The sequence below is a fragment of the Thiothrix subterranea genome, from assembly GCF_016772315.1.
Taxonomy (GTDB): domain Bacteria; phylum Pseudomonadota; class Gammaproteobacteria; order Thiotrichales; family Thiotrichaceae; genus Thiothrix; species Thiothrix subterranea.
The window spans coordinates 495,102-516,084 of sequence record NZ_CP053482.1; the positions used below are offsets into that span (position 1 = coordinate 495,102).

The window sequence follows — 20,983 nt, forward strand, 5'->3', positions numbered from 1 at the left end:
TAGACTGAGCTTCGGGGGCAAAAAAGGAAATCATTATGCATACCACATCGCACACCGTATTTGCAGGATTATTGCTAATCAGCAATTTGCTCCCTGTCAGCGGCTGTGCCGGGGAAACCCTAAAAACTGACGTTGCCGCATTGTGGCAACCGGGGTGGCAATGCGGGCAAGCCGAGCGCATCAGCAAAGCGTTTGTAAATTCACTAATTAAAAACAATGCGTTACACGGTTATGCTTTAAAGGGTGTAACACTGCCGTTGTTGATTGGGCAAAATCCGGCGGAATCAGGCGCTATTTTATTCGCCAAACGCGACACTGTTTGGCAAGCTTACCCAATTGCCGATGGCAGCGCGGTACTCGCTGCTTACAGCACGCCATCGTTGAATCGCGTGACCTTGTTTGCCACGTGGGGACGCGAAGGCTCCGGCAATGATTACATTGTTTTGCAGGGCAAAAACCAGTTGAGCGACTTCAGTTGCACCACCGTGCATCTTCCCGCTGAATTAAATCGCCCCAATTGGGGCAACCATTACCCCGGTCTGCACGATTTCAATATGGATACGCAAGGGCGCGGCACACTGATCACGGCGGCGTATGTGCCAGCAGGCAGCGGTGAACGCAAACAATGGTATCAATACAGCAGCAATGACTGGGGCAATAGTTGGAGCGAAGCCCGCAAAATACCCGCCATGCCCGCCAAACTTAGCGGCATTTTTCAGCCGATGACGGAGATTCCCGCCCCCGCTTGGCTGGTAAAAAGCTTAGTGGCAAACACGCCGTGACCACAATTTTCTAGCCATTTGTTAGAATGCGCCTTTTGCAAGGCGACATTTACCATGCTGTTAGATTTTAGTATTTCCCAAACCTTGCTCGTGTGCCTGTTATTTGTATGGGCAGGCTTTGTACGTACCGGGCTGGGATTTGGCGGGGCAGCATTAGGCTTGCCGTTAATGTTATTTCTCAACCCTGACCCGTTGCTGTGGTTGCCAATTATTGGAACGCATCTGCTGTTTTTTTCCGGCCTGACCTTGAGCCAGCGTTTGCATAATGTCGATTGGGCGTATTTGCGGCACTCAGCTTGGTACATCATTCCACCCGCCATTATTGGTGTATTCGGCCTGATCAGCCTGCCAACCTTGTGGCTGAATGTGTTTATTTATTCGGTTAGCCTGTTCTACGGTATTATCTGGATGCTGAATCGTGCGATCGAAAGCCATCAAGCTTGGGTAGACAAACTTTTGCTCATATTGGGCGGCTACGTGGCAGGCACGTCACTCACGGGCGCACCGCTCATGGTCGCTGTGTATATGCGCCATGTAAGCAAGGAAAAATTACGCGATACCTTGTTTGTACTGTGGTTTGTATTGGTCAGTATCAAAATGACCACCTTCATCGCTTTGGACGTGGAGATGAATTTCATGACGGCACTGCTGTTAATTCCGGTCGCGGCAATTGGGCACGTATTAGGGTTGAAAGCGCATCATGCCATTACCCGCAATGACATCACCTTCAAGCGCTGGATCGGTGGCGGATTAGCGATTGTCAGTGTGCTTGGGTTGCTTAATCTTTAAACCAACAGACCATGCCGCGCAAATACACTCAGCAAGTGCTTAACATTCGCTGCAATTTCTTTTTCCAAGCCTTTACCGCCAGTTTGTGCTTGTTTACCACCGGGGATTGGTAACGCCCCTCCGGTCACTTCCTCACACAAAAGTTGGGTAAGTTCGGGAACAGTGTGCGTGCCATCCAACACTTGCAATAAACGGCTAGAAAAATCATCAAGACTCAGGGCTTGATGGCGAATACTCGCCACACTTTGCCAGCCTTCAGCCGCTTGCAAACGTGCCAAAGCGCTGACTTCAGGGCGTTCCGACCATTCGGGTTTGATTAAGCAGGGATGTAAATGCCCATACACCGCACGATAACTGTACAAGCTGAACCACTCACTGACCAATTCGCTGCGAGCATTCGCAAATTGTTTGCCGCCAGCATCACGTACCCGTTCAGCAGCATGGGCGTATAACTCGTTGAAATCCGGTGTGTAAGGGTGTACTTCCTGCAAATACAGCAAGGCGGCTTTGCTCAGAGGGTGCGTTACTGTCAGCTCAGTATTGTCTGGCGTCAAAAACGCCACCGGCTTGGTATTGCTCAGATTCGCTTTGCCTTTAAGCCGTAAATCCGCGCTGTAAAAAAACTCGGTGAACACATCCACATCCACTGCACGTTCCAATGTCACATCGGCACGGCATAATACACTTTTGCGGAATGCCCGCATTCGCACAAAATCCATCCATTGCTCGTGCTGCAACGGGTCTTCAATATCCCCCAAAGCGGCTTGCGCGGCTCCGCTCAGCGTAGTGTCGAACAAGGTGTGCAAATCGGTTTCACACACGTATTGCAATTCATGCCGCTGGGCATCAGCAAGGAATTCGCTAAATAAAAAAGCGTTGTTTTCGCCCGCCAAATATTCGTGCAACAAATAACTGGGGTGCGAACCGAGCAGGTAGGTAATCTCTTTTTGCACATAACGCTGGCTGTCAGCTTCCGCCCCCACCAAGGCTTGTTGCAAACGCTCTAAAGCGGCAATCGCGGCACGGTATTTAGCCGCCGCACCTGTTACCTCGCGGGTCGCGTGCAATAATAAATCACGCAAACTTCCCCGCATCCGCCAGCCGGGAAGTAAATTATAACTGATGTAAGCCAGCCCGTGCGGTGTCAAGCATTCACGCGCCACCGCCAAGATTTTTTCACGGACTACCGCAGGGACCCAGGAATACACACCGTGGGCAATGATGTAATCAAACTGCCCCAACGCGGCAGGGTCAATTTCCAAAATATCGCCGACATCCAAACGAATATTTTGCAGCGGTAATTGCTCGACAATGCGCTGCCCGATCGCCACTTGCGCCCCCGATAACTCCACCCCTACAAATTCGCTATGGGGTAAATGCCACGCCATCGGGATTAAATTACCGCCGGTTGCCGAACCCAATTCCAATACCCGGCATTGTTGCGGTGAGGCAGTCGGAATCCCGAATAAACGCCCTAAAGTAGCCAGATTGCCGGGGTGCGTTTCGGGGAAAGGATTGGTTTCGTATGCAAGTTCGTCATAAAAATCGACCATAACAGCGGGCTTCCTACGCAAGGCAACGTCAATGAATTGGCAATGCTACCACCATCCTGAATTCCACACGGGCATTACCTGCCGCTTTTAGCCAGAAATTTTGCACTGCCAATTGATGCGTAGGGGTTTGCTTGAATTGCATGGTGTAAGTGTCATCCACCGCCACGACTCCCAGTTCTGCGCGAACCGGAGCTGACTGCCATACCACCATCCCATTGCGCACATTCAGGATATACGCCACGCCCTCACGCCCGTTTAAACGCTTTTGAGTCGTCAACGTTTTCAGGTTTTGTTGCATCACAGGGTCATCAACTGGGCTGAAACGCCCATCGTCTTGGTATTCCAAACTTCCCAACAAATCATACAGCAGCTCGCCCTGTACTTCAGGGTTCGCTGCCAGCTTATAAGGGAACACCAACAGAACTGCTGCTAAAAACGTTAGCATCAATCCTGTTAGGGCGATCCCCAAAGCAAAATGACGGGCGATGTTACGCTGCGCCGCGTACCGTCGTTGCATAGTATTCCAACCTATCTAACACTCTAATACTTAGATTATAGACCAGAATAAGAAAAATGAATCGAAACTGAACGAAAGAGTCCGCAAAAGTTCAATCGCCGCGATAAACGGCTTCTAAATAGTGATAAACGGCAAATAAGCCCATCGCCTCCCCACCCACCGGACGACCGGCGCGTTCACGGGTATTCCAGGCCATCACATCAAAATGCGCCCAAGGTGTGGACTCCGGCACAAATTCATTCAGGAATAATGCCGCTGTAATTGCACCGCCATAGCTCCCGCCGCTGTTGGTAAAATCGGCACAGCCACTTTTCAACTGATCGAAATACGGGCGATGCAACGGCAGATTCCAAATCAATTCTTCCGCATCCGCCGCTACCGCTTGCAGTTTAGCGGTCAATGCTTGGTTATTGCTGAAAAACACGGGGATTTCTGTCCCCAACGCCACCCGTGCTGCGCCGGTTAACGTCGCAAAATCCAACAGCAAATCCGGCTTGTGACTCACCGCATCCGCCAATGCATCACACAACACCAAACGCCCCTCGGCATCGGTATTATCCACTTCCACCGATTTACCCGCGCGGGTTGCCAAAATGTCGCCGGGGCGAAACGCATCCCCGCCAATCGCATTGTCAACCGCCGGAATCAGCACCCGTAACTGCACCGGAAGCTGCAACTGCATAATCAATCGCGCCAAGCCCAGCACATGCGCCGCGCCACCCATATCTTTCTTCATCAAACGCATGTATTGCGACGGTTTAATGTCCAAACCGCCGGTATCAAAACACACGCCCTTGCCCACCAACGTCACCGCCGGATGCTCAGAATTACCCCATTGCAAAGTCAGCAAACGCGGCGCATGAGCACTGGCACGCCCCACCGCATGGATAGCGGGGTAATTCTTCGCCAGCAACGCATCGCCCACAATTTCGCTGAAATCGGCATCAAACGCACGTGCCAATTCCTGCGCAGCGGCAGATAAATGCTCCGGCATCATGTGATTCGCGGGTTGATTCACCAAATCCCGTACCAATGCCACCGCTTGCACAAAGGCTTTGGCACGCGCTTGCTGATTTTCCACGAATAACACCGGGCGGGCTTTATTATCCGGCTTGGTGTAATACTCAAAGCGGTAATAGCCTAAACCCCAGCCAATGCTCGCTTGTAACTGCGCCTCTGCCGACCAATCGCACGCCAGATGGTAATGTCCGCCTGGCAATTTGTTCGGCAATGCCGCCAACGCCCAACGTACTCCAGCGTCGGCGCTATAGCCCACCAGCACTTTACTAATGCCACCCTGCCCGTCTGGAATCAAGCACAGTTGCCCTGCATTCGCCTTAAAATCATGCAATTTTGCCCATTGCCGTTCCGCCTCAGGCAGAGAGGCGCTAAACGCCTCCCACGTTGTCGGCAATAACGGATGAATCGCCACCGAATGTGCCGGTTTTTCGTGTGTAAACATCATTTCCCCCTGAATCTTAACGCTTACAGCCATCCCACCAGCACGGGGTGCTGTTGATAAAGTCGAGTAATGCTTGGTATTTCGGTGCTTGACTGGTCGGTTGCGTAATGTATTCCTTCGTACCCCATGGCCCGTGCTTGGTAAAAGTACGCGGCGCGGTGTAATGCATAAACAATGTACCACCCTCGGCTTTCCAAGCATTCAACAAACGGTCGTAAACACCGCGCATCCTAGGGTCACGGTTAGCCGCAAACAACACCGGATTAGGGAACTCATCATCGCTTTTGGTTTTGAAATCCGCCAAACCCTGCCCTGCTTCATACGCCACCAAGCGCAAACCGTATTTATCGGTAATCGCTTTTTGCATCCGCACATAACCCATTTCTTTGTCGAGTGAATGGCGGTAAATCGGGTTATTAATCAAGTCAAAGGCTTCTTCAACCGTTCTGACATTGCGAAGTTCCGCATGACCACCGAACACATACGGGCCAATCGCGAAGGCATCCACGTGTTTGTAAGCGTCTTGATGGCTCAACACGGTTTCGGTCAACTTATCATTCACCGTCCAGCCCGCCAAAATACGCACCAAACGCTCAGAACCGCCGTACACGCTTTCCCAAATCTTGAAAATTTCTACGGAACGTTGCGAATAATAACGGTGTCCGGCACGCTGCGCATTGGAATCCAGCCCTAAACGCATCCCTTTATCAATCATGTAGTTAGCTTGGGTGAAAATCGTATTCCACGCCTCGTTGCTGTATTCGATGTGCGGCTTGAGATTGCTATTCAAGTGCTGTTTCACATAAGACGCAAATTCACGCACGTAATTATCGTCTGCCTCGTGCGGCAGCGTAAACCACGGGTCAGCATTCAAACGGTTGGCGAGTTCCACCTGAATTTCCAGCGGTGCGCCGCGCGTGGCTTCTTTGCCACCCCAGGTTGCCTTGCTCAATTGATTGCGATCTGACCAAGCGCGTTCATCACTGCGGGTCACGCCACTCATGTTCATAAAGCGAATCGAGCGAAAATCTTTCATGAATGCCATGAAATCAGGATTGAAAATAATGCTATCGGCATGTTCCACAAACGATTTGAAATCCCCACACGCGGCGGCAGAGGCCACACGCTGAAACGGATTACTCGCACAAATCCCGCCCGGTGGCAGAATGCGGATGTTGCGCACGTAGTTTTGTGGATTACTGCGGGTAATCAGCAACGATGTATTCAACATGCCATCATCACCGGCTGCAATGGTAATACTGTCACGACCCGGTTGGCGCTCGACCAAGGCAGCATCATTCATGTACTGAATCTCGCCTTCGCCGTCATACAACACGGTATACGTGCCTTCAGGAATAACCGCAGCGGGTAAATTGGAAAGGAAACGTGTCCCCGCTTGCCCGCCATTTAAATTGGCAGGCCAACCATTGGTGTCGTAAACCACATTGCCTTTGGTCAACCAGGGGCTGGCTTCCTGAAAGGGCATCGCTGCCCGCATCAGGTCGATGAAAGGCATACTCGCATCGCTTTCCAAAATCTCGTTAGTATTCATGCCCAATGGGGAGGCTGAATTATTCGTGGAAAATGCACCTTTCGCCGCAGACAAAGAGGTAGAACCCGTTGTCGCCGTTTTGCCGCCGGTAGTCGTACCGCAGCCCGTTATACCCAGTGACAACACGCCACCCATAATCACCAATCGGGTCAGTTTCGCCAGCATATTAAGTCCTTTTCGTCGATTATTGCTTGTGATTTACCGTTTGCAACGAAGTCTAGCACGGGGTTTGCACTCGATGCGACGAATATGCTTTGCCTGCATGATGCACACCCATTACAATTGCGCCCTCAATTATAGCCTTAACTTTTTACTGGAGTATCCCGCATGGCGATCGAGCAAACCATTTCCATTATCAAACCTGACGCAGTGGCTAAAAACGTGATCGGTCAGATCTACAGCCGTTTTGAAAACGCTGGTCTGAAAATCGTTGCTGCAAAAATGGTTCACCTGAGCCAAGAACGCGCTGAAGGTTTCTATGCTGTACACAAAGAGCGCCCGTTCTTCGGTGATTTGGTGGCATTCATGACCTCTGGCCCTGTCATGGTGCAAGTGCTGGAAGGTGAAAATGCGGTTGCTAAAAACCGCGAATTGATGGGTGCAACTAACCCTAAGAATGCAGACACTGGTACAATCCGTGCAGACTTCGCTGATTCCATTGACGAAAATGCCGTTCACGGTTCTGACAGCGCAGAAAATGCCGCGATTGAAATCGCTTACTTCTTCGGTACAGACGGTCTGTGCCCACGCACTCGTTAATTTAAGGTAAACGTCATCTGTGTCTGACACTGTTAAGAAAGTCAATCTGCTGGATTTTAGCCATGAAGGGCTGAAAGCGTATTTCACCTCCATCGGTGAAAAGCCGTTTCGTGCCACCCAAATCATCAAATGGCTGCACCAGCTTAATGTCGACAGTGTTGACCAGATGACCAATATCAGCAAACCGCTGCGCCAATTTTTAACGGATAATGCCGTGATTCGCGCCCCGGAAATTGTAATGGATCAGCAATCCGCCGATGGCACCCACAAGTGGTTGCTGCGGCTGGACGATGGCAATGCCATTGAAACCGTGTTCATCCCCGAAGACGATCGCGGCACGCTGTGCATTTCCTCGCAAGTCGGCTGTGCGCTGGATTGCACCTTCTGCTCCACCGCTCGCCAAGGTTTCAACCGCAATTTAACGACGGCAGAAATCATCGGGCAATTATGGGTCGCCAAACGCACCTTGCAAGCTGACCCCAAAGGCGCTCGCGTCGTCAGCAACGTGGTGATGATGGGCATGGGCGAACCTTTGCTGAATTTCGATAACGTCATCAATGCCTTACGCTTGATGATGGATGATAATGCTTACGGTCTGAGCAAACGCCGCGTTACCCTCAGCACCTCTGGCGTATTGCCTGCGTTGGATCGTTTAGCCGATACGCTGGATGTTTCGCTTGCCGTTTCCTTGCACGCACCGAATGACACATTGCGTGACCAACTCGTGCCATTGAACCGCAAATACCCGATCAAGGACTTGCTCGCCATGTGCCGCCAGTTCTTGGAGAGAAAGACCACCGAACGCAATCACATTACGTGGGAATACGTGATGCTGGATGGCATCAACGATAGCGATGCCAACGCCCACGAACTCGCCAAAATACTGAAAGGCATTCCCTCGAAAATCAACCTGATTCCGTTCAACCCGTTTCCCGAAACGCGCTATAAACGTTCTAGTAACAATCGCATACACCGTTTCCGTGATATTCTGACCGAAGCAGGTTATACTGTCATCACCAGAAAAACACGGGGCGAGGATATTGATGCTGCTTGCGGGCAACTTGCAGGTCAGGTCAATGACAAAAGTCGCCGAGAGATACATTTCGCACGCATCGAACGGTCATAAAATAGCAATGAAAATAATAACGTATGCATTGTTGGCGCTGTTGATTAGCAGCATGGGCGGCTGCTCCAACACAACTTCCAGCACTGATGACAAAACGGGCAGTTATTACACCCAACTAGGCATCGGTTACTTGCAGAAAGGGCGTTTGGATTTAGCCAATATGAATCTGGAAAAAGCCTTGGCGCAAGATTCGCGTTCCGCACCGGCACACCATTATTATGCTTTACTTCAAGAACGTTTGAAGGATGATGCTAAAGCGAATAAACACTTCCGCAAAGCACTCAGTCTTACGCCCAACGATTCCGATTTACTGAATAACTACGGCTCACACCTGTGTCGCACGCAACAGTATGCCGCCGCAGAAACGGCTTTTCTCAAAGCGCTCAGTGATCCGCTCTATAAAACGCCGGAATTTGCCTACACCAATGCAGGCATTTGCACCAAAAAAGCGGGCAATGTGGCAGCAGCAGAAACGTATTTCCGCCAAGCACTGGAAAAAAACGACCGTTTCTCGGAAGCGCTTTACCAGATGGCCAGATTGCACCATGAAAAAGGTGAGCCAGCCAAGGCAGAAGCGTTTATTTACCGCTATAATGAAGTAGCACCGGCAACCCCGGACAGTTTGCTGCTGTGTTACCAAGTACAAACACGCTTGAATGAAACGGATAAAGCGGATGCCTGTGCCAGCACCTTGCGGGAAAAATTCCCCGATAGCAGCGCTGCCAGCCAAATTGATTGATTAAACTGGAGGACACGTGACAGAGACAGCCCACTCAGTCGAAGAAAGGACATCTGCTGCGGTGCAACCCGGCGACCTGACCGCCCTGCTCGTGGCTTGCCGCGAAAAAGCGGGACTTGACATCGAACAAGCAGCGGAAGAACTGCACCTGTCCACTCATATTATTAAAGCACTGGAGCGGGAAGATTTCGCTCACCTGCCCGAACCGCCTTACGTTCGGGGCTATTTGCGCGGCTATTCTAAACTGGCAGACATTGACGCTAAAGAGCTGATTCGCACTTATGAAGCCCTGCGCGGCGCAAAACCCGATGAAATTGCCCATCACTTTGCCCCCGCTAGACCGCTCAACAAAGTGGCACAGCCCATGATGTCAACCTCCACCCTGAAATTCATCGGGTTTGGAGCGTTAGTATTATTATTGGGATTATTTTCCATGATTCCGGGGGTGCGTGACTGGGCAAATCATACTTGGTCATCGTTTTCTGCACAAACCAATCCGCCCGACACCCAACAACGCCCGCCGTCCGCCATGGAAGCTTACGTCGCGCAAAAAGAAGCCATGGAACGTGAAAAAGCCGCTGCCGAACAACAAGCTCAGCAAGCAGCAACACCCAGCGTTCCCACACCAGCGCCAGCACCTATTTCTGAAGTGGTAGCAACCGCACCAAGCGATCAAGCGACGCAGAATCCTGCCACGCCCGCAATACCAGCACCGGAAGCAACGGTTACAAGCACTCAAGATACCGCTGCGCCAACCGAGGCTAAAGCGGCTGAAACAACCGCCGTAACGCCCGCTCCTGCAACAACGCCCGCAACACCAGCACCAAATACCGCTGCAATGCCAACCGTTACTGCTACTGCGTCAGAAACACCCGTCACACCACCGGCAACAACCCCGACCGATACCGCTGCAACGCCAACCGATGCCACCACGCCGCCCATTGCCGGTGAAGTCAGCATCAAAATGGAATTCGCCGAAGAAGTCTGGATGCAAATCAAAGGTGATGATAAAAAGACCTTGTTCGAGTCCCTCAACACGGCTGGCAACATTAAAGAATTCAAAGCCACACCGCCGTTGAATGTCAAAATCGGTAATGCACCGGGCGTTAAGATTTTCGTCAATGGTCAACCCTTCGATTTGACCACACACACCAAAGGCAGCGTTGCCCGTTTCCGAGTCGAGTAAGCATGAGCAAAAATATCCAATCTATCCGGGGGATGAATGACATTCTGCCGGATGCTACCCCCGCATGGCAGTACCTTGAAAACACTGCCCGCACCTTGCTGAATCGCTACGGCTACAGCGAAATCCGTATGCCTATCGTCGAGCAAACCGATTTGTTTTCGCGTGCTGTCGGCGAAGTGACCGATATTGTTGAAAAGGAAATGTACACCTTTACCGATCGCAACGATGACAGCTTAAGTTTACGCCCGGAAGGTACGGCTGGCTGTATTCGTGCCGGAATTCAACACGGGCTGCTGCATAATCAGCAACAACGCCTGTGGTATACCGGCCCGATGTTCCGCCATGAACGCCCCCAAAAAGGCCGTTACCGTCAATTCCACCAAATTGGCGTGGAAGCGTTCGGCATGGCGGGGCCGGATATTGACGCCGAACTCATCTCCATGACTGCGCGGTTATGGAAAAGCCTTGGGCTGCGCAACTTGCGTTTGGAATTAAACACGCTAGGCACGCCCGAATGCCGTCATACTTACCGTGAATTACTGGTGGAGTATTTCACCGCGCATCACGATGCACTTGATGAGGATTCCAAACGCCGCCTGCACACCAACCCGTTGCGAATTTTGGACACCAAAAATCCTGACCTGAAGGAAATTGTAGCCGCAGCACCCAGCCTGCACGATCATTTGGATGCGGTTTCCCGCGAACACTTTGCGACATTGCGCTCCTTACTGGACAGCATGGGCATTGCCTACGAAGTCAACCCGCGCTTGGTACGCGGGCTGGATTATTACACCCACATGGTATTCGAGTGGGTAACGGATGATCTCGGCGCACAAAGTACCGTCTGTGCAGGCGGGCGTTACGACGGCTTGGTGGAACAATTGGGCGGCAAACCGACCCCCGGTGTGGGCTTCGGCATGGGTTTGGAACGCCTGATTCTGTTGCTGGAAACCCAAGGCATTACTCCACCCGTCACCGCCCCCGATGTTTATTTGATCATGGCAGGCACAGCCGCGATTCAAACCGGCTTGACACTGGCAGAAACATTGCGTGATGCCCTGCCCGACTTGCGCCTGATCAGCAATGGTGGCGAAGGCAGTTTCAAAACCCAAATGAAACGGGCTGATAAATCTTCCGCCAGCTTTGCCCTGATTCTGGGGGAAAATGAAGTGGAACGTGGCGAAATCGGCCTCAAACCCTTGCGTGACGGCGGTGAGCAGATTACGCTCCCGCTCAGCCAAGTGGCGCAACACCTTGCTGTTTTGCTTGAAAAAACACAATAAATACCAACTTAACTCAATAATTCAGGGGCAAACTCATGTCTGATTACAAAACCGATGATGAAAAAGTCGAAGAACTCAAAGCTTGGTGGAAAGAAAACGGCACTTCCGTCATAGCCGGTATCGCACTGGCAATTGGCGGTTTATTCGGCTGGCAATATTGGAAAGACTACCAAGAAACCACGGCGGCAGAAGCCTCGGCGCTCTATGCCAAAGTCGAAAAAGCCAGTGAAACCTCATTGGAACAAGCGCAAACAGACATCCAAGCCTTGCAAAGCGGTTACGCCTCCACCCCGTATGCGGCGATTGCCAGCATGAAAGCGGCGCAGCAATACGCTGAAAAAGGCGAATACGAACCGGCAGCCACCGCCCTGCGCTGGGTCATCGACAATAGCAAGGAAGCGGATTTCAAACACCTTGCCAATATCCGCCTCGCCCGCGTTTTGCTTGCCATGAAAAAAGTGGACGAAGCGCAAACGCTCATCACCCAAACCTACCCTGAGGCGTATCAAGCACTGATTGACGAGCTGAAAGGCGACATTTACGTTGCCCAAAATAAACCCACCGACGCACGCGCGGCTTATGACAAAGCCATGCTGGGCGCGGCAGGCAGTTCCAGCGAATTGATCAAACTGAAACGTGACAACCTCGGTGAGGGAACCTAACAAGGACACCATGAAACACATTAGCGTCGCCCTGCTCGTCGCTGTCGCCTTATCGGGTTGCGGCACACTCTCACAAATGACCACAGCGGTTATTCCTGCCAAAACGGAAAACCCACCGAAAGCCTTGAAAGAAGTCAAAGCCACTGCCACCGTGCGCACCTTATGGCAAGTCAGCACGGGCAGCAGCAGCGGCAAAGACTACGTGCGCATCCACCCCTCAGTGGATGACAGTGCCGTATTAGTGGCTGGCGGGCGTTCAGCCAGTGCGTGGAGCAAAGCCAACGGCGGGCAGATCTGGCAAACCACGCTTGAGGGTGGTGTGACCGGCGGCGTCAGCAGCGGCGCAGGTGGCGTATTCCTCGGCACTGGCAACGGCAATGCGCTTGCATTGGAGCGGCAAACCGGCAAAATTCTCTGGTCAACGCCCTTGGGCAGTGAAGTATTGGCAGCATCAGCGCCTAATAACGGTGTTGTAGTATTCCGCACCAGTAATGGCGGTTTGCACGGCCTTTCCACCCAAAACGGGCAAGTTCTCTGGCGTGAAGGGCGCAAAAGCCCAACGCTTTCGTTGCGTGGCGCAAGCACTCCGATTGTCGTGGGCGGCATGGTCATCGCCGGTTTCGATAACGGTGTGGTCACAGCTTTCGACATGCAAAGCGGCAAAGGGCTGTGGGAAGTTACCCTGTCCGTGCCACGCGGCAGCAGCGATCTTGACCGCATGACCGACGTGGATGGCGAGATGAAAGCCTTGGGCGAAGCGCTGTTTGCCGCGAGTTACAACGGGCGAATTGCAGGCATCAATATGCGTGACGGCAGTGTCGCCTGGGCAGCGCCCTACTCCAGCTATACCGGCGTGGATGCCGACCCGAACGGCTTGTATACCAGCAGTGACGCGGGTGATCTGTGGAAACTGGAACCGCTTTCCGGCAACCCGGTGTGGAAAATGGATGACCTGCAACGTCGCCAACCCACTGCGCCAGCGCTACTTGGTCAATACCTCGTCATCGGCGATTACCAAGGCTACTTGCATTGGATCAATACCAGCAACGGGCAAGTGGCGGCACGCACCCAAGGCGATAAAACCGGCTACACCGTCGCCCCCGTTAAAGACGGCAATGTTGTTTATACCTTAGGGAAAAGCGGCTTACTCGCGGCTTTCAGCATCCAATAAGCCAAGCCAAGCGGGGTGTGCTGCCAAGGCTTGCAGCGCATCCTGCAACAAGGTTTTTCCCGGCTCAGTACGAAACCACGTCGACAAACCCGACGGATGCGGCAACGGCAGCAAATCGACTTCGCGTCCGTCGATCACCGTGCGATGGCATTTCCCCACCACTTCATCCAACTTTTTGGCGCTAAGAAATTGGCTAATGGCTAACTTGCCAATCAAAATCAGCAGTTGCGGGCGCAATAGGCGAATTTCAGCATTCAGCCAGCGTGAGCAATTCGTCACCTCTTCCGTGGAGGGAACGCGATCACCGCCTTGCGCTTGCTTGCCCGGAAAACACCGACAAACTGCCGCCATGTAAACCCGTTGCCGAAATGCCGTTTCATCTAACCCAATCCCTTCAAACCATTTGAAGAGGGTTTTGCCTGCTGTCCAACCAAACGGGCGCATGACCTTGGCTTCGTGGATACCGGGCGCTTGCCCGATGGACATCACGGGTGACACAACGGGTTCGCCAGTAATGACCGGGCGGATCATCAGCGGGCAAAGCGTGCATTGGCGCAAGGCTTGTTGGTGTTGCACCAAATCGACGGGGGCATACGCGGGCAAAGTCATCACAAGCAAACCCGAATCAGGTGCGCAATATCGGTATCGGTCAACGTAATCGGGTTGGTTTTCATGCTGGAACCGCGTGAATGCGCCACGATTTTCGGAATATCCGCCTCCGTGACCCCAAAATCTGCCAAGCCTGGCAATTGCAATTGATGCGCCCAGGTGGTCAGCGTGTGTACCAAAAACACCCGCGCCCCGACCGGATCAACATGGCTGCGCCCTCGGAACAATTTACCGACCGTGGTGTATTTTACCAATGCGGGGTTCTCGGGTTCATTGGCCTCCATCAAGTCAATGTTTAAGCGCGTGGCTTCAGCCACCAACATGCCGCAGCCGACTCCGTGGGCAATCGGATGAAACGCTCCCAGCGGTGCGACCACGCCATGCACCGAACCCAGCCCCGTTTGCGCCAAACAAATGCCCGATAACAGAGCAGCGTAAGCCATTTTGCCGCGAGCCGCGCTATCACTGGGGTCATGGTAGAAATTTAGCAAGCTATCGCGCACCGCTTCCATGCCCGACAACGCCAGCGCATCGGTCAACGGATTGGCACGGATGGACACGTAAGCTTCCAGCAACTGGGTGAACGCATCCATGCCATTGGCTGCAATTTGTGCAGGTGGACAAGTTGCCAGCAAATCGGGGTCAATGATGGCGTATTCGGCAACCAAGCGATCATCCCGAAACGATTTCTTGAAACCGTGTTCGCCCTGCACCGACAGCACCGCGTTTTTGGTGGCTTCTGAACCCGTGCCAGCCGTGGTAGGCACAGCGATGAACGGTGTGGCAGCGCCTTGATACGGCAATTCGGGGCCGACACCTTCCAAATGATCCAGCACCGAATTGCCGGGTTTGAGCAGCCCCGCCAACGCTTTGGCAGCATCCAAGGGACTGCCACCGCCAATTCCAATGACCGCATCAAAATCCATATCCGACAAGGCATTACAGGCGGCGACGGTGGTATCCACCCATTGCGGGGAAGGCTCTTGCGTCACGCGCCGAATTTCCCAGCTAAAACCAGCCGCTTGCAGCTCGTGAAACAACGCCTCAGCAGCCACAGAATCCGTGAAGGAGCCAGCCCCGGTGATAATCAGCAAACGTTTGCCGTATTGCGCGGCAATCGCGGGCAACTTACGGATAGCACCTGCGCCGAATTCGATACGTGGCAAGCGGGCGATGGAAAAAGAGGCAAGCGTGGTTTGCATCAGGCGACTCCGGTTGAATAAGCTTAAGCGCAGGCAAGCATGACGCATCCAAGCAACTAGCGCAACGCCTGCACCTGCGCCATAATTCGCGCTTGATTCCTAGCAAACCGACGCGAATCCATGAAAAAAGCAGTCATTCTTCTCAGTGGCGGACTCGATTCCACCACTGTTCTTGCCATTGCCAAAGCGCAAGGCTATGAACCCTACGCGCTCTCGTTCCGCTACGGGCAGCGCCACAGCATCGAACTCGCGTCCGCGCAACGGGTGGCGGCGGCGATGCAGGTCAAGGAACATGTCATTGCTGATATTAACCTGCGTGCTTTTGGTGGTTCGGCGTTGACGGCTGATATTGCTGTTCCGAAAGGGCGTGATACTGCCGCGATGGAAGCGGATATTCCGATCACCTACGTCCCCGCTCGCAATACGATTTTTCTATCGTTCGCGCTGGGCTGGGCGGAAGTGTTGCACGCTAACCATATTTTTGTGGGGGTGAATGCGCTCGATTATTCGGGCTACCCCGATTGCCGCCCGGAATTCATCAGCGCGTTTGAAACGATGGCGAATCTTGCGACCAAAAGCGGGGTTGAGGGCAATAAGCTCACTATCCATGCGCCGCTGATTGAGATGAGCAAGGCGGATATTATCCGTAAAGGGTTGGAACTGTGCGTGGATTATGGCCTGACCAGCAGTTGTTATGACCCCGGTGATGACGGCAAACCGTGCGGGCAATGCGATTCCTGCCTGCTGCGTGCCAAAGGCTTTGCGGAGGCGGGCGTTGCTGATCCGTTGTTGCTGCACTATGACCTGTGACCGTCTACAGATCAAAATACCGCACGAGCACAAACTTCCAGTAGAATCATTGCGTGGAGTTGACAACCCTTCGCACACTTCCGCAACCCCCATCAAGAAAAACCAATGACCAACAACACTTACAACGCCTCTTCCATCGAAGTCCTCACCGGACTCGACCCCGTGCGCAAACGCCCCGGCATGTACACCGACACCACGCGCCCCAACCATTTAGCGCAAGAAGTCATCGACAATAGCGTGGACGAAGCCCTCGCCGGACACGCCAACCAAATCGACGTAACCCTACACGCCGACGGCTCAGTCTCCGTCACCGACAACGGACGCGGAATGCCGGTCGACATTCACCCCGAACAAGGCAAACCGGGGATCGAAGTCATCCTCTGCACCCTGCACGCAGGCGGCAAGTTTTCCGACCAAAACTACCAATTCTCCGGCGGCTTACACGGTGTCGGCGTATCCGTGGTCAATGCCCTGTCACGCAAGCTCGAAGTCACCATCAAGCGCAACAGCCAGCTTTACCGCATGACGTTTGCCGACGGCAACAAAGCCAGCGAACTCGAAGTCATCGGCAAAGCAGGCAAGCGTGAAACCGGCACGACCGTGCATTTCTGGCCGGATGGCAAATACTTCGATACCGTAAAATTCGGCGTTAAAGCCCTCAAGCACAATTTACGCGCAAAAGCAGTTCTCTGCCCCGGCTTACGCATCCGCTTCACCGACGCTTCGACCACCGAACCCGAAGTGACCGAATGGTATTACCAAAGCGGTTTGCGCGATTACCTCAACGAAGCCGTCAGCGAATTCATCACCCTGCCCGAAGACCCGTTCACCGGCTCGCTCACCGCGCCGCGTGAAACGCTCGATTGGGCATTGCTGTGGTTGCCCGAAGGCGGCACTGCCATCCAAGAAAGCTACGTTAACCTGATTCCGACTGTGCAAGGCGGCACACACGTTAACGGCTTGCGCACGGGTGTCACGGATGCCTTGCGCGAATACTGCGAATTCCGCAACCTATTGCCACGCGGCATGAAACTCACCCCCGATGACGTGTGGGAAAATATCGCCTTCGTGCTGTCGTTCAAGATGCAAGACCCGCAATTTGCCGGGCAAACCAAAGAACGTCTGTCCTCCCGCGAAGCCGCGAGTTTCATCAGCGGCGCAATCAAAGACGCTTTCAGCCTCTACCTCAACAACAACACCGTCATTGGCGAACAACTCGCGCAATTAGCGATCAATAACGCCACCAAACGCCAAAAAGCCAGCAAAAAAGTCATCCGCAAGCGCGTCACCGCTGGCCCCGCCCTCCCCGGAAAACTCGCGGATTGTTCCTCACAAGACACCACCCGCACCGAACTTTTTTTGGTCGAAGGCGATTCAGCAGGCGGTTCCGCCAAGCAAGCACGTGACCGCGAATTCCAAGCCATCATGCCATTGCGCGGTAAAATTCTGAATACGTGGGAAGTCGATTCGGAACAAGTACTGGGTTCGCAAGAGGTACACGACATTTCCGTGGCGATTGGCGTAGAACCGGGCAATGTCGATTTGAGCCAATTGCGCTACGGCAAAGTGTGTATTCTCGCCGATGCGGATTCGGACGGGGCGCACATTGCCACGCTGCTTTGTGCCTTATTTGTCAAACACTTCCGCCCCTTAGTGCAAGCGGGTCATGTCTTCGTTGCCATGCCGCCGTTGTACCGCATCGACATCGGCAAGGAAGTTTATTACGCGCTGGATGAAGCTGAAAAACAGGCACGTCTCGACATTATCGCCGCCGAAAAGAAACGCGGCACGGTCGCTGTGACCCGCTTCAAAGGCTTAGGGGAGATGAACCCGTTGCAATTGCGCGAAACCACCATTGCCCCCGATACGCGCCGTTTGGTGAAACTTAGCCTCGACGACACCGATGCCGCCGACCTGATGATGGATATGTTGCTGGCAAAAAAACGCGCTGGCGACCGCAAACAATGGCTCGAAACCAAAGGCAATCTGGCAAGCGTATGATGGATACAGCCCAACTCACCGCGCATTTGCACTTGCTGCATTCCAGCTTTCGCCATTACGTCGGGCGCGATTTGGCGGGGCTGGCATGGCAAGGTGTCAGCACAGCGCACACGCTCGACGCAGCACCGTTTGTATTGCTCTCGCACAATACCGATGCTGACCCACTCTTCACTTACGGCAATCAGAAAGCGCTAGAAGTCTTTGAAATGGATTGGGAAACACTGACGCAATTGCCCTCACGCTATTCCGCCGAAGCGTTAGTACGCGAAGAACGCGAACACTTGCTGCAAACCGTTGCCCGCCAAGGTTACATTGACGATTACGCGGGGGTGCGCATTTCCAGCAGCGGGCGGCGTTTTTTGATTCGCCAAGCCATTGTGTGGAACTTGCGGGATGCACAAGGCAATTACGCGGGGCAGGCTGCTTACTTCGACCAGTGGGAATATCTGCCAGAAATCACCAGAACACGCTATAGTCAGGGATAACAATATCAGGGCAACCCGCCAAGCGGACAAGGAGATGTTTCACATGACAATGACTATTGAACAGCAAATCAATGCTGATCTCGCGGCTTTTGCACAAGACCCCAAAGCCTTCATGAATCGCCAACCGCCGAAAACCGATGCCGCAGGCAATCCCGTTACCGGCGCAACCCTGTTTTCACGCACGGCTATTGAAAACCAAGACTACATTGCAGCGCGTGATGAACAACGCATGGACATCCTGCAACCCTCTGCGGGCGAACCGGGCAGTGTTTCCACCCGTGCGGCGATTGCTTCAAACGATAAGCCGGTCAATTTGGTCGATGCACTGACTTACAACAAACTCAGTGAGATGGAAACGGCTGGTCTGAAAAAAGCCACACTCGCCGAATCACCTTGGTCAGACGATTACTGGGCAATTTACAAAGGGATTCTCGGCGCACGTTATGCTGACCCTAATTTCCCAGAAGATTCGGACTGGAAAAAGAATTACGATTACGTCCGCGCTGCGCCTGCGGCGACGATCCTTGCCAGCAGTAATGCCAGTAAAATCAATAACCTTTCGCCTGCTGAAAAATACGATGCGCTGATCGGCGACGCCAATGAAACCCTCACCAAAAAAATGTGGGCAGACGGCAAATATTATTATGACAAAAACGGCTCCGTCGAAAGCTGGATGGGTATCTGTCACGGGTGGGCACCGGCTGCTTACATGTTGGCACGCCCTACCAAAAGCGTGACGCTCAAAACCCCCAGCAATGTTGCGATCACATTTTATCCCTCTGATATTAAAGGCTTAGCCTCACTGCTGTGGGCAAACGCCGCCAGTGCTACCCGCTTTATCGGCGGGCGTTGTAACGACAAAGCGCCTGCAACCGACCCCGCAACCGGGCGCGTGAAATCCGCAAACTGTTTTGACACCAACCCCGGTGCTTGGCATTTAGCCATCGTCAATCAACTTGGCGCGGGTAAACGCAGCATGGTGCTGGATGTTACCTTCGACTACGAAGTGTGGAATCAACCGCTGTACGCTTACGAATACCGTTATTTCAACCCGCAAGTCATGCAATATGCCGATACGTTAGCGGCTGCCACCGTCAGCAAAGCGGCATTCACCGACGATAAATTCAAGACTTACCGCAGTGCTCAAACCCAATCCATCGTCGGAGTGCGGATGGATGTATCCTACGTGGTCGAAACCAGCCCGAACCACGAAACCACCGATAGCCCTGCCAAAGACTCCATTCAGAAAGTGACCTACTACTACGATCTGGAGCTGGATGCGGCAGGCAATATCATCGGCGGCGAATGGTATACCAACAAACACCCCGATTTCCTGTGGACACCGGGCAAGGGGCTAAAAGCCAAAACAGCTTATGAAGCGCAAGCCACGGGCGCGTGGACAGGGGGAGCGCCTGTCCCCTCTACTTGGCGAGCAGCGGCGAAATCAGCCAGCGCCAAAGGCCAGCCACTGGCAGCAATTGTTGAACAAATCATCAAATTCGCCAATGGTGCGCAACTCGCACCGAGTGAAGCGCCCACGCCACCCGCAACCCCGACGCCAGTGCCACCCGTGACACCCCCAGCACCTAGCGTTACCCCTCCACCAACACCTACGCCATCAGCCCCGCCCACTACACCCGTCACACCGCCAGCACCTGCTACCCCGACGCCAGCGCCAGCAGCCGAATCGTGGTTTAGTCGTCTATTCCGGCGCTGGTTTGGCTAAGGCTGCCACTGCCCGCCGTTCGCGGAAGAATGCCTGCAACAAGGTAGCGCATTCTTCCTGCAATACCCCGCCCTGCACTGCCGCGATCTTGTGGTAATGGCGCGGGTGTTGCAGCAGGTCGAAAGCACTGCCAGCCGCGCCAGTTTTTGGGTCATACGCACCGAATACCACTCGCTCTACCCGTGCGTGTAGCATTGCGCCGACGCACATTAGGCAAGGTTCGAGCGTTACGTAGAGGGTGGTGTTGGGTAGGCGGTAATTGCCTGCTACTTGACCTGCCAAACGCAACGCCAGCATTTCGGCGTGAGCGGAAGGGTCGTGGCGGGTGATGGGTTGATTCCAGCCTTCGGCGAGGATTTCACCATCGCGCACAATGACCGCACCGACGGGGACTTCACCTTGCTGCCATGCATTGCGGGCAAGGGTTAGAGCGTGACGCATCCAGTGTTCGTCTGACGAGGTATTCACTGGAGCATCGCTTTGGGCTAATAGCAGAGATTCTTTCATGCTGAAGAGGGCGACCGCCGATCGCCCCTACAGAGGACGTTCTTCGTAGGGGCGACTGGCCG

Annotated in this window: 20 protein-coding genes; 13 read left to right on the forward strand and 7 right to left on the reverse strand. The window is 53.4% G+C overall.

Going from position 1 to position 20,983, the window contains the following annotated elements:
- Positions 1-35 precede the first annotated feature (35 nt).
- Positions 36-782: a hypothetical protein gene (locus HMY34_RS02420; protein WP_202717731.1), complete on the forward strand. Its 747-nt coding sequence runs from the start codon at positions 36-38 to the stop codon at positions 780-782.
- Positions 783-836: 54 nt separating this feature from the next.
- The gene (locus HMY34_RS02425; RefSeq protein ID WP_202717732.1) at positions 837-1,571 is read left to right on the forward strand and encodes a TSUP family transporter; all 735 of its coding nucleotides are present in this window, start codon (positions 837-839) and stop codon (positions 1,569-1,571) included.
- Here the strand turns inward: HMY34_RS02425 and HMY34_RS02430 are convergent.
- The 4 genes from HMY34_RS02430 to HMY34_RS02445 form a co-directional block, all read right to left on the reverse strand.
- The gene (locus HMY34_RS02430; protein ID WP_202717733.1) at positions 1,568-3,124 is read right to left on the reverse strand and encodes a methyltransferase regulatory domain-containing protein; all 1,557 of its coding nucleotides are present in this window, start codon (positions 3,122-3,124) and stop codon (positions 1,568-1,570) included. The two genes, HMY34_RS02425 and HMY34_RS02430, sit on opposite strands and share 4 nt — an antisense overlap.
- Before the next feature lie 28 nt (positions 3,125-3,152).
- On the reverse strand, positions 3,153-3,641 hold the full coding sequence (locus HMY34_RS02435) for a hypothetical protein (RefSeq protein WP_202717734.1): 489 nt from the start codon (positions 3,639-3,641) through the stop codon (positions 3,153-3,155).
- Between the two features lie 91 nt (positions 3,642-3,732).
- Positions 3,733-5,103, reverse strand: coding sequence for a leucyl aminopeptidase family protein (locus tag HMY34_RS02440; protein WP_202717735.1), 1,371 nt, complete (start codon positions 5,101-5,103; stop codon positions 3,733-3,735).
- Between the two features lie 16 nt (positions 5,104-5,119).
- Positions 5,120-6,820, reverse strand: a complete 1,701-nt coding sequence (locus HMY34_RS02445) for a hypothetical protein (RefSeq protein WP_202717736.1) — start codon at positions 6,818-6,820, stop codon at positions 5,120-5,122.
- Between the two features lie 162 nt (positions 6,821-6,982).
- On the opposite strand from HMY34_RS02445, the gene ndk reads away from it, so the two are divergent.
- The 7 genes from ndk to bamB are packed head-to-tail and all read left to right on the forward strand — an operon-like array spanning position 6,983 to position 13,581.
- Positions 6,983-7,414: a nucleoside-diphosphate kinase gene (ndk, locus tag HMY34_RS02450; RefSeq protein ID WP_202717737.1), complete on the forward strand. Its 432-nt coding sequence runs from the start codon at positions 6,983-6,985 to the stop codon at positions 7,412-7,414.
- A gap of 19 nt (positions 7,415-7,433) precedes the next feature.
- Positions 7,434-8,540, forward strand: coding sequence for a dual-specificity RNA methyltransferase RlmN (gene rlmN / locus HMY34_RS02455; protein ID WP_202717738.1), 1,107 nt, complete (start codon positions 7,434-7,436; stop codon positions 8,538-8,540).
- 7 nt (positions 8,541-8,547) lie between these two features.
- Positions 8,548-9,279 carry a type IV pilus biogenesis/stability protein PilW gene (gene pilW, locus HMY34_RS02460; RefSeq protein ID WP_202717739.1) on the forward strand — a complete coding sequence of 244 codons (732 nt, stop codon included), beginning with the start codon at positions 8,548-8,550 and terminating at the stop codon, positions 9,277-9,279.
- Between the two features lie 16 nt (positions 9,280-9,295).
- Positions 9,296-10,465, forward strand: coding sequence for a RodZ domain-containing protein (locus tag HMY34_RS02465; RefSeq protein WP_202717740.1), 1,170 nt, complete (start codon positions 9,296-9,298; stop codon positions 10,463-10,465).
- A 2-nt stretch (positions 10,466-10,467) separates the two neighbouring features.
- Positions 10,468-11,748 carry a histidine--tRNA ligase gene (hisS, locus tag HMY34_RS02470; protein WP_202717741.1) on the forward strand — a complete coding sequence of 427 codons (1,281 nt, stop codon included), beginning with the start codon at positions 10,468-10,470 and terminating at the stop codon, positions 11,746-11,748.
- Between the two features lie 35 nt (positions 11,749-11,783).
- On the forward strand, positions 11,784-12,410 hold the full coding sequence (locus HMY34_RS02475; protein WP_202717742.1) for a YfgM family protein: 627 nt from the start codon (positions 11,784-11,786) through the stop codon (positions 12,408-12,410).
- A gap of 10 nt (positions 12,411-12,420) precedes the next feature.
- A complete protein-coding gene (gene bamB, locus HMY34_RS02480; protein WP_202717743.1) occupies positions 12,421-13,581 on the forward strand; it encodes an outer membrane protein assembly factor BamB in 1,161 nt (386 codons plus the stop codon).
- On the opposite strand, the gene HMY34_RS02485 is transcribed toward bamB, so the two are convergent.
- A complete protein-coding gene (locus tag HMY34_RS02485) occupies positions 13,555-14,190 on the reverse strand; it encodes a uracil-DNA glycosylase family protein (RefSeq protein WP_228288038.1) in 636 nt (211 codons plus the stop codon). The two genes, bamB and HMY34_RS02485, sit on opposite strands and share 27 nt — an antisense overlap.
- Positions 14,190-15,392, reverse strand: a complete 1,203-nt coding sequence (locus tag HMY34_RS02490) for an iron-containing alcohol dehydrogenase (RefSeq protein ID WP_202717744.1) — start codon at positions 15,390-15,392, stop codon at positions 14,190-14,192. Before HMY34_RS02490 ends, HMY34_RS02485 begins: the two co-directional genes overlap by 1 nt.
- A gap of 120 nt (positions 15,393-15,512) precedes the next feature.
- Between HMY34_RS02490 and queC the strand changes: the two genes are divergently transcribed.
- The 4 genes from queC to HMY34_RS02510 all read left to right on the forward strand — a co-directional run bounded on the left by queC (position 15,513) and on the right by HMY34_RS02510 (position 20,414).
- The gene (gene queC, locus HMY34_RS02495; RefSeq protein ID WP_202717745.1) at positions 15,513-16,202 is read left to right on the forward strand and encodes a 7-cyano-7-deazaguanine synthase QueC; all 690 of its coding nucleotides are present in this window, start codon (positions 15,513-15,515) and stop codon (positions 16,200-16,202) included.
- A 105-nt stretch (positions 16,203-16,307) separates the two neighbouring features.
- Positions 16,308-18,203 carry a DNA topoisomerase IV subunit B gene (parE, locus tag HMY34_RS02500; RefSeq protein ID WP_202717746.1) on the forward strand — a complete coding sequence of 632 codons (1,896 nt, stop codon included), beginning with the start codon at positions 16,308-16,310 and terminating at the stop codon, positions 18,201-18,203.
- Positions 18,200-18,688 (forward strand): MEKHLA domain-containing protein, encoded by a 489-nt coding sequence (locus tag HMY34_RS02505; RefSeq protein ID WP_202717747.1) that lies wholly within the window; start codon positions 18,200-18,202, stop codon positions 18,686-18,688. Before parE ends, HMY34_RS02505 begins: the two co-directional genes overlap by 4 nt.
- A 43-nt stretch (positions 18,689-18,731) precedes the next feature.
- Positions 18,732-20,414: a hypothetical protein gene (locus HMY34_RS02510; RefSeq protein WP_202717748.1), complete on the forward strand. Its 1,683-nt coding sequence runs from the start codon at positions 18,732-18,734 to the stop codon at positions 20,412-20,414.
- Here HMY34_RS02510 and tadA read toward each other — a convergent pair.
- On the reverse strand, positions 20,391-20,921 hold the full coding sequence (tadA, locus tag HMY34_RS02515; RefSeq protein ID WP_202717749.1) for a tRNA adenosine(34) deaminase TadA: 531 nt from the start codon (positions 20,919-20,921) through the stop codon (positions 20,391-20,393). The two genes, HMY34_RS02510 and tadA, sit on opposite strands and share 24 nt — an antisense overlap.
- Positions 20,922-20,983: the final 62 nt, after the last annotated feature.

Bases quoted from the DNA above. Each gene is read 5' to 3' on its own strand.
- HMY34_RS02420 (WP_202717731.1), top strand. From the start codon at position 36: ATGCATACCACATCGCACACCGTATTTGCAGGATTATTGCTAATCAGC.
- HMY34_RS02425 (WP_202717732.1), top strand. From the start codon at position 837: ATGCTGTTAGATTTTAGTATTTCCCAAACCTTGCTCGTGTGCCTGTTA.
- HMY34_RS02430 (WP_202717733.1), bottom strand. From the start codon at position 3,124: ATGGTCGATTTTTATGACGAACTTGCATACGAAACCAATCCTTTCCCC.
- HMY34_RS02435 (WP_202717734.1), bottom strand. From the start codon at position 3,641: ATGCAACGACGGTACGCGGCGCAGCGTAACATCGCCCGTCATTTTGCT.
- HMY34_RS02440 (WP_202717735.1), bottom strand. From the start codon at position 5,103: ATGTTTACACACGAAAAACCGGCACATTCGGTGGCGATTCATCCGTTA.
- HMY34_RS02445 (WP_202717736.1), bottom strand. From the start codon at position 6,820: ATGCTGGCGAAACTGACCCGATTGGTGATTATGGGTGGCGTGTTGTCA.
- ndk (WP_202717737.1), top strand. From the start codon at position 6,983: ATGGCGATCGAGCAAACCATTTCCATTATCAAACCTGACGCAGTGGCT.
- pilW (WP_202717739.1), top strand. From the start codon at position 8,548: ATGAAAATAATAACGTATGCATTGTTGGCGCTGTTGATTAGCAGCATG.
- hisS (WP_202717741.1), top strand. From the start codon at position 10,468: ATGAGCAAAAATATCCAATCTATCCGGGGGATGAATGACATTCTGCCG.
- HMY34_RS02475 (WP_202717742.1), top strand. From the start codon at position 11,784: ATGTCTGATTACAAAACCGATGATGAAAAAGTCGAAGAACTCAAAGCT.
- bamB (WP_202717743.1), top strand. From the start codon at position 12,421: ATGAAACACATTAGCGTCGCCCTGCTCGTCGCTGTCGCCTTATCGGGT.
- HMY34_RS02485 (WP_228288038.1), bottom strand. From the start codon at position 14,190: ATGACTTTGCCCGCGTATGCCCCCGTCGATTTGGTGCAACACCAACAA.
- HMY34_RS02490 (WP_202717744.1), bottom strand. From the start codon at position 15,392: ATGCAAACCACGCTTGCCTCTTTTTCCATCGCCCGCTTGCCACGTATC.
- queC (WP_202717745.1), top strand. From the start codon at position 15,513: ATGAAAAAAGCAGTCATTCTTCTCAGTGGCGGACTCGATTCCACCACT.
- parE (WP_202717746.1), top strand. From the start codon at position 16,308: ATGACCAACAACACTTACAACGCCTCTTCCATCGAAGTCCTCACCGGA.
- HMY34_RS02505 (WP_202717747.1), top strand. From the start codon at position 18,200: ATGATGGATACAGCCCAACTCACCGCGCATTTGCACTTGCTGCATTCC.
- HMY34_RS02510 (WP_202717748.1), top strand. From the start codon at position 18,732: ATGACAATGACTATTGAACAGCAAATCAATGCTGATCTCGCGGCTTTT.
- tadA (WP_202717749.1), bottom strand. From the start codon at position 20,921: ATGAAAGAATCTCTGCTATTAGCCCAAAGCGATGCTCCAGTGAATACC.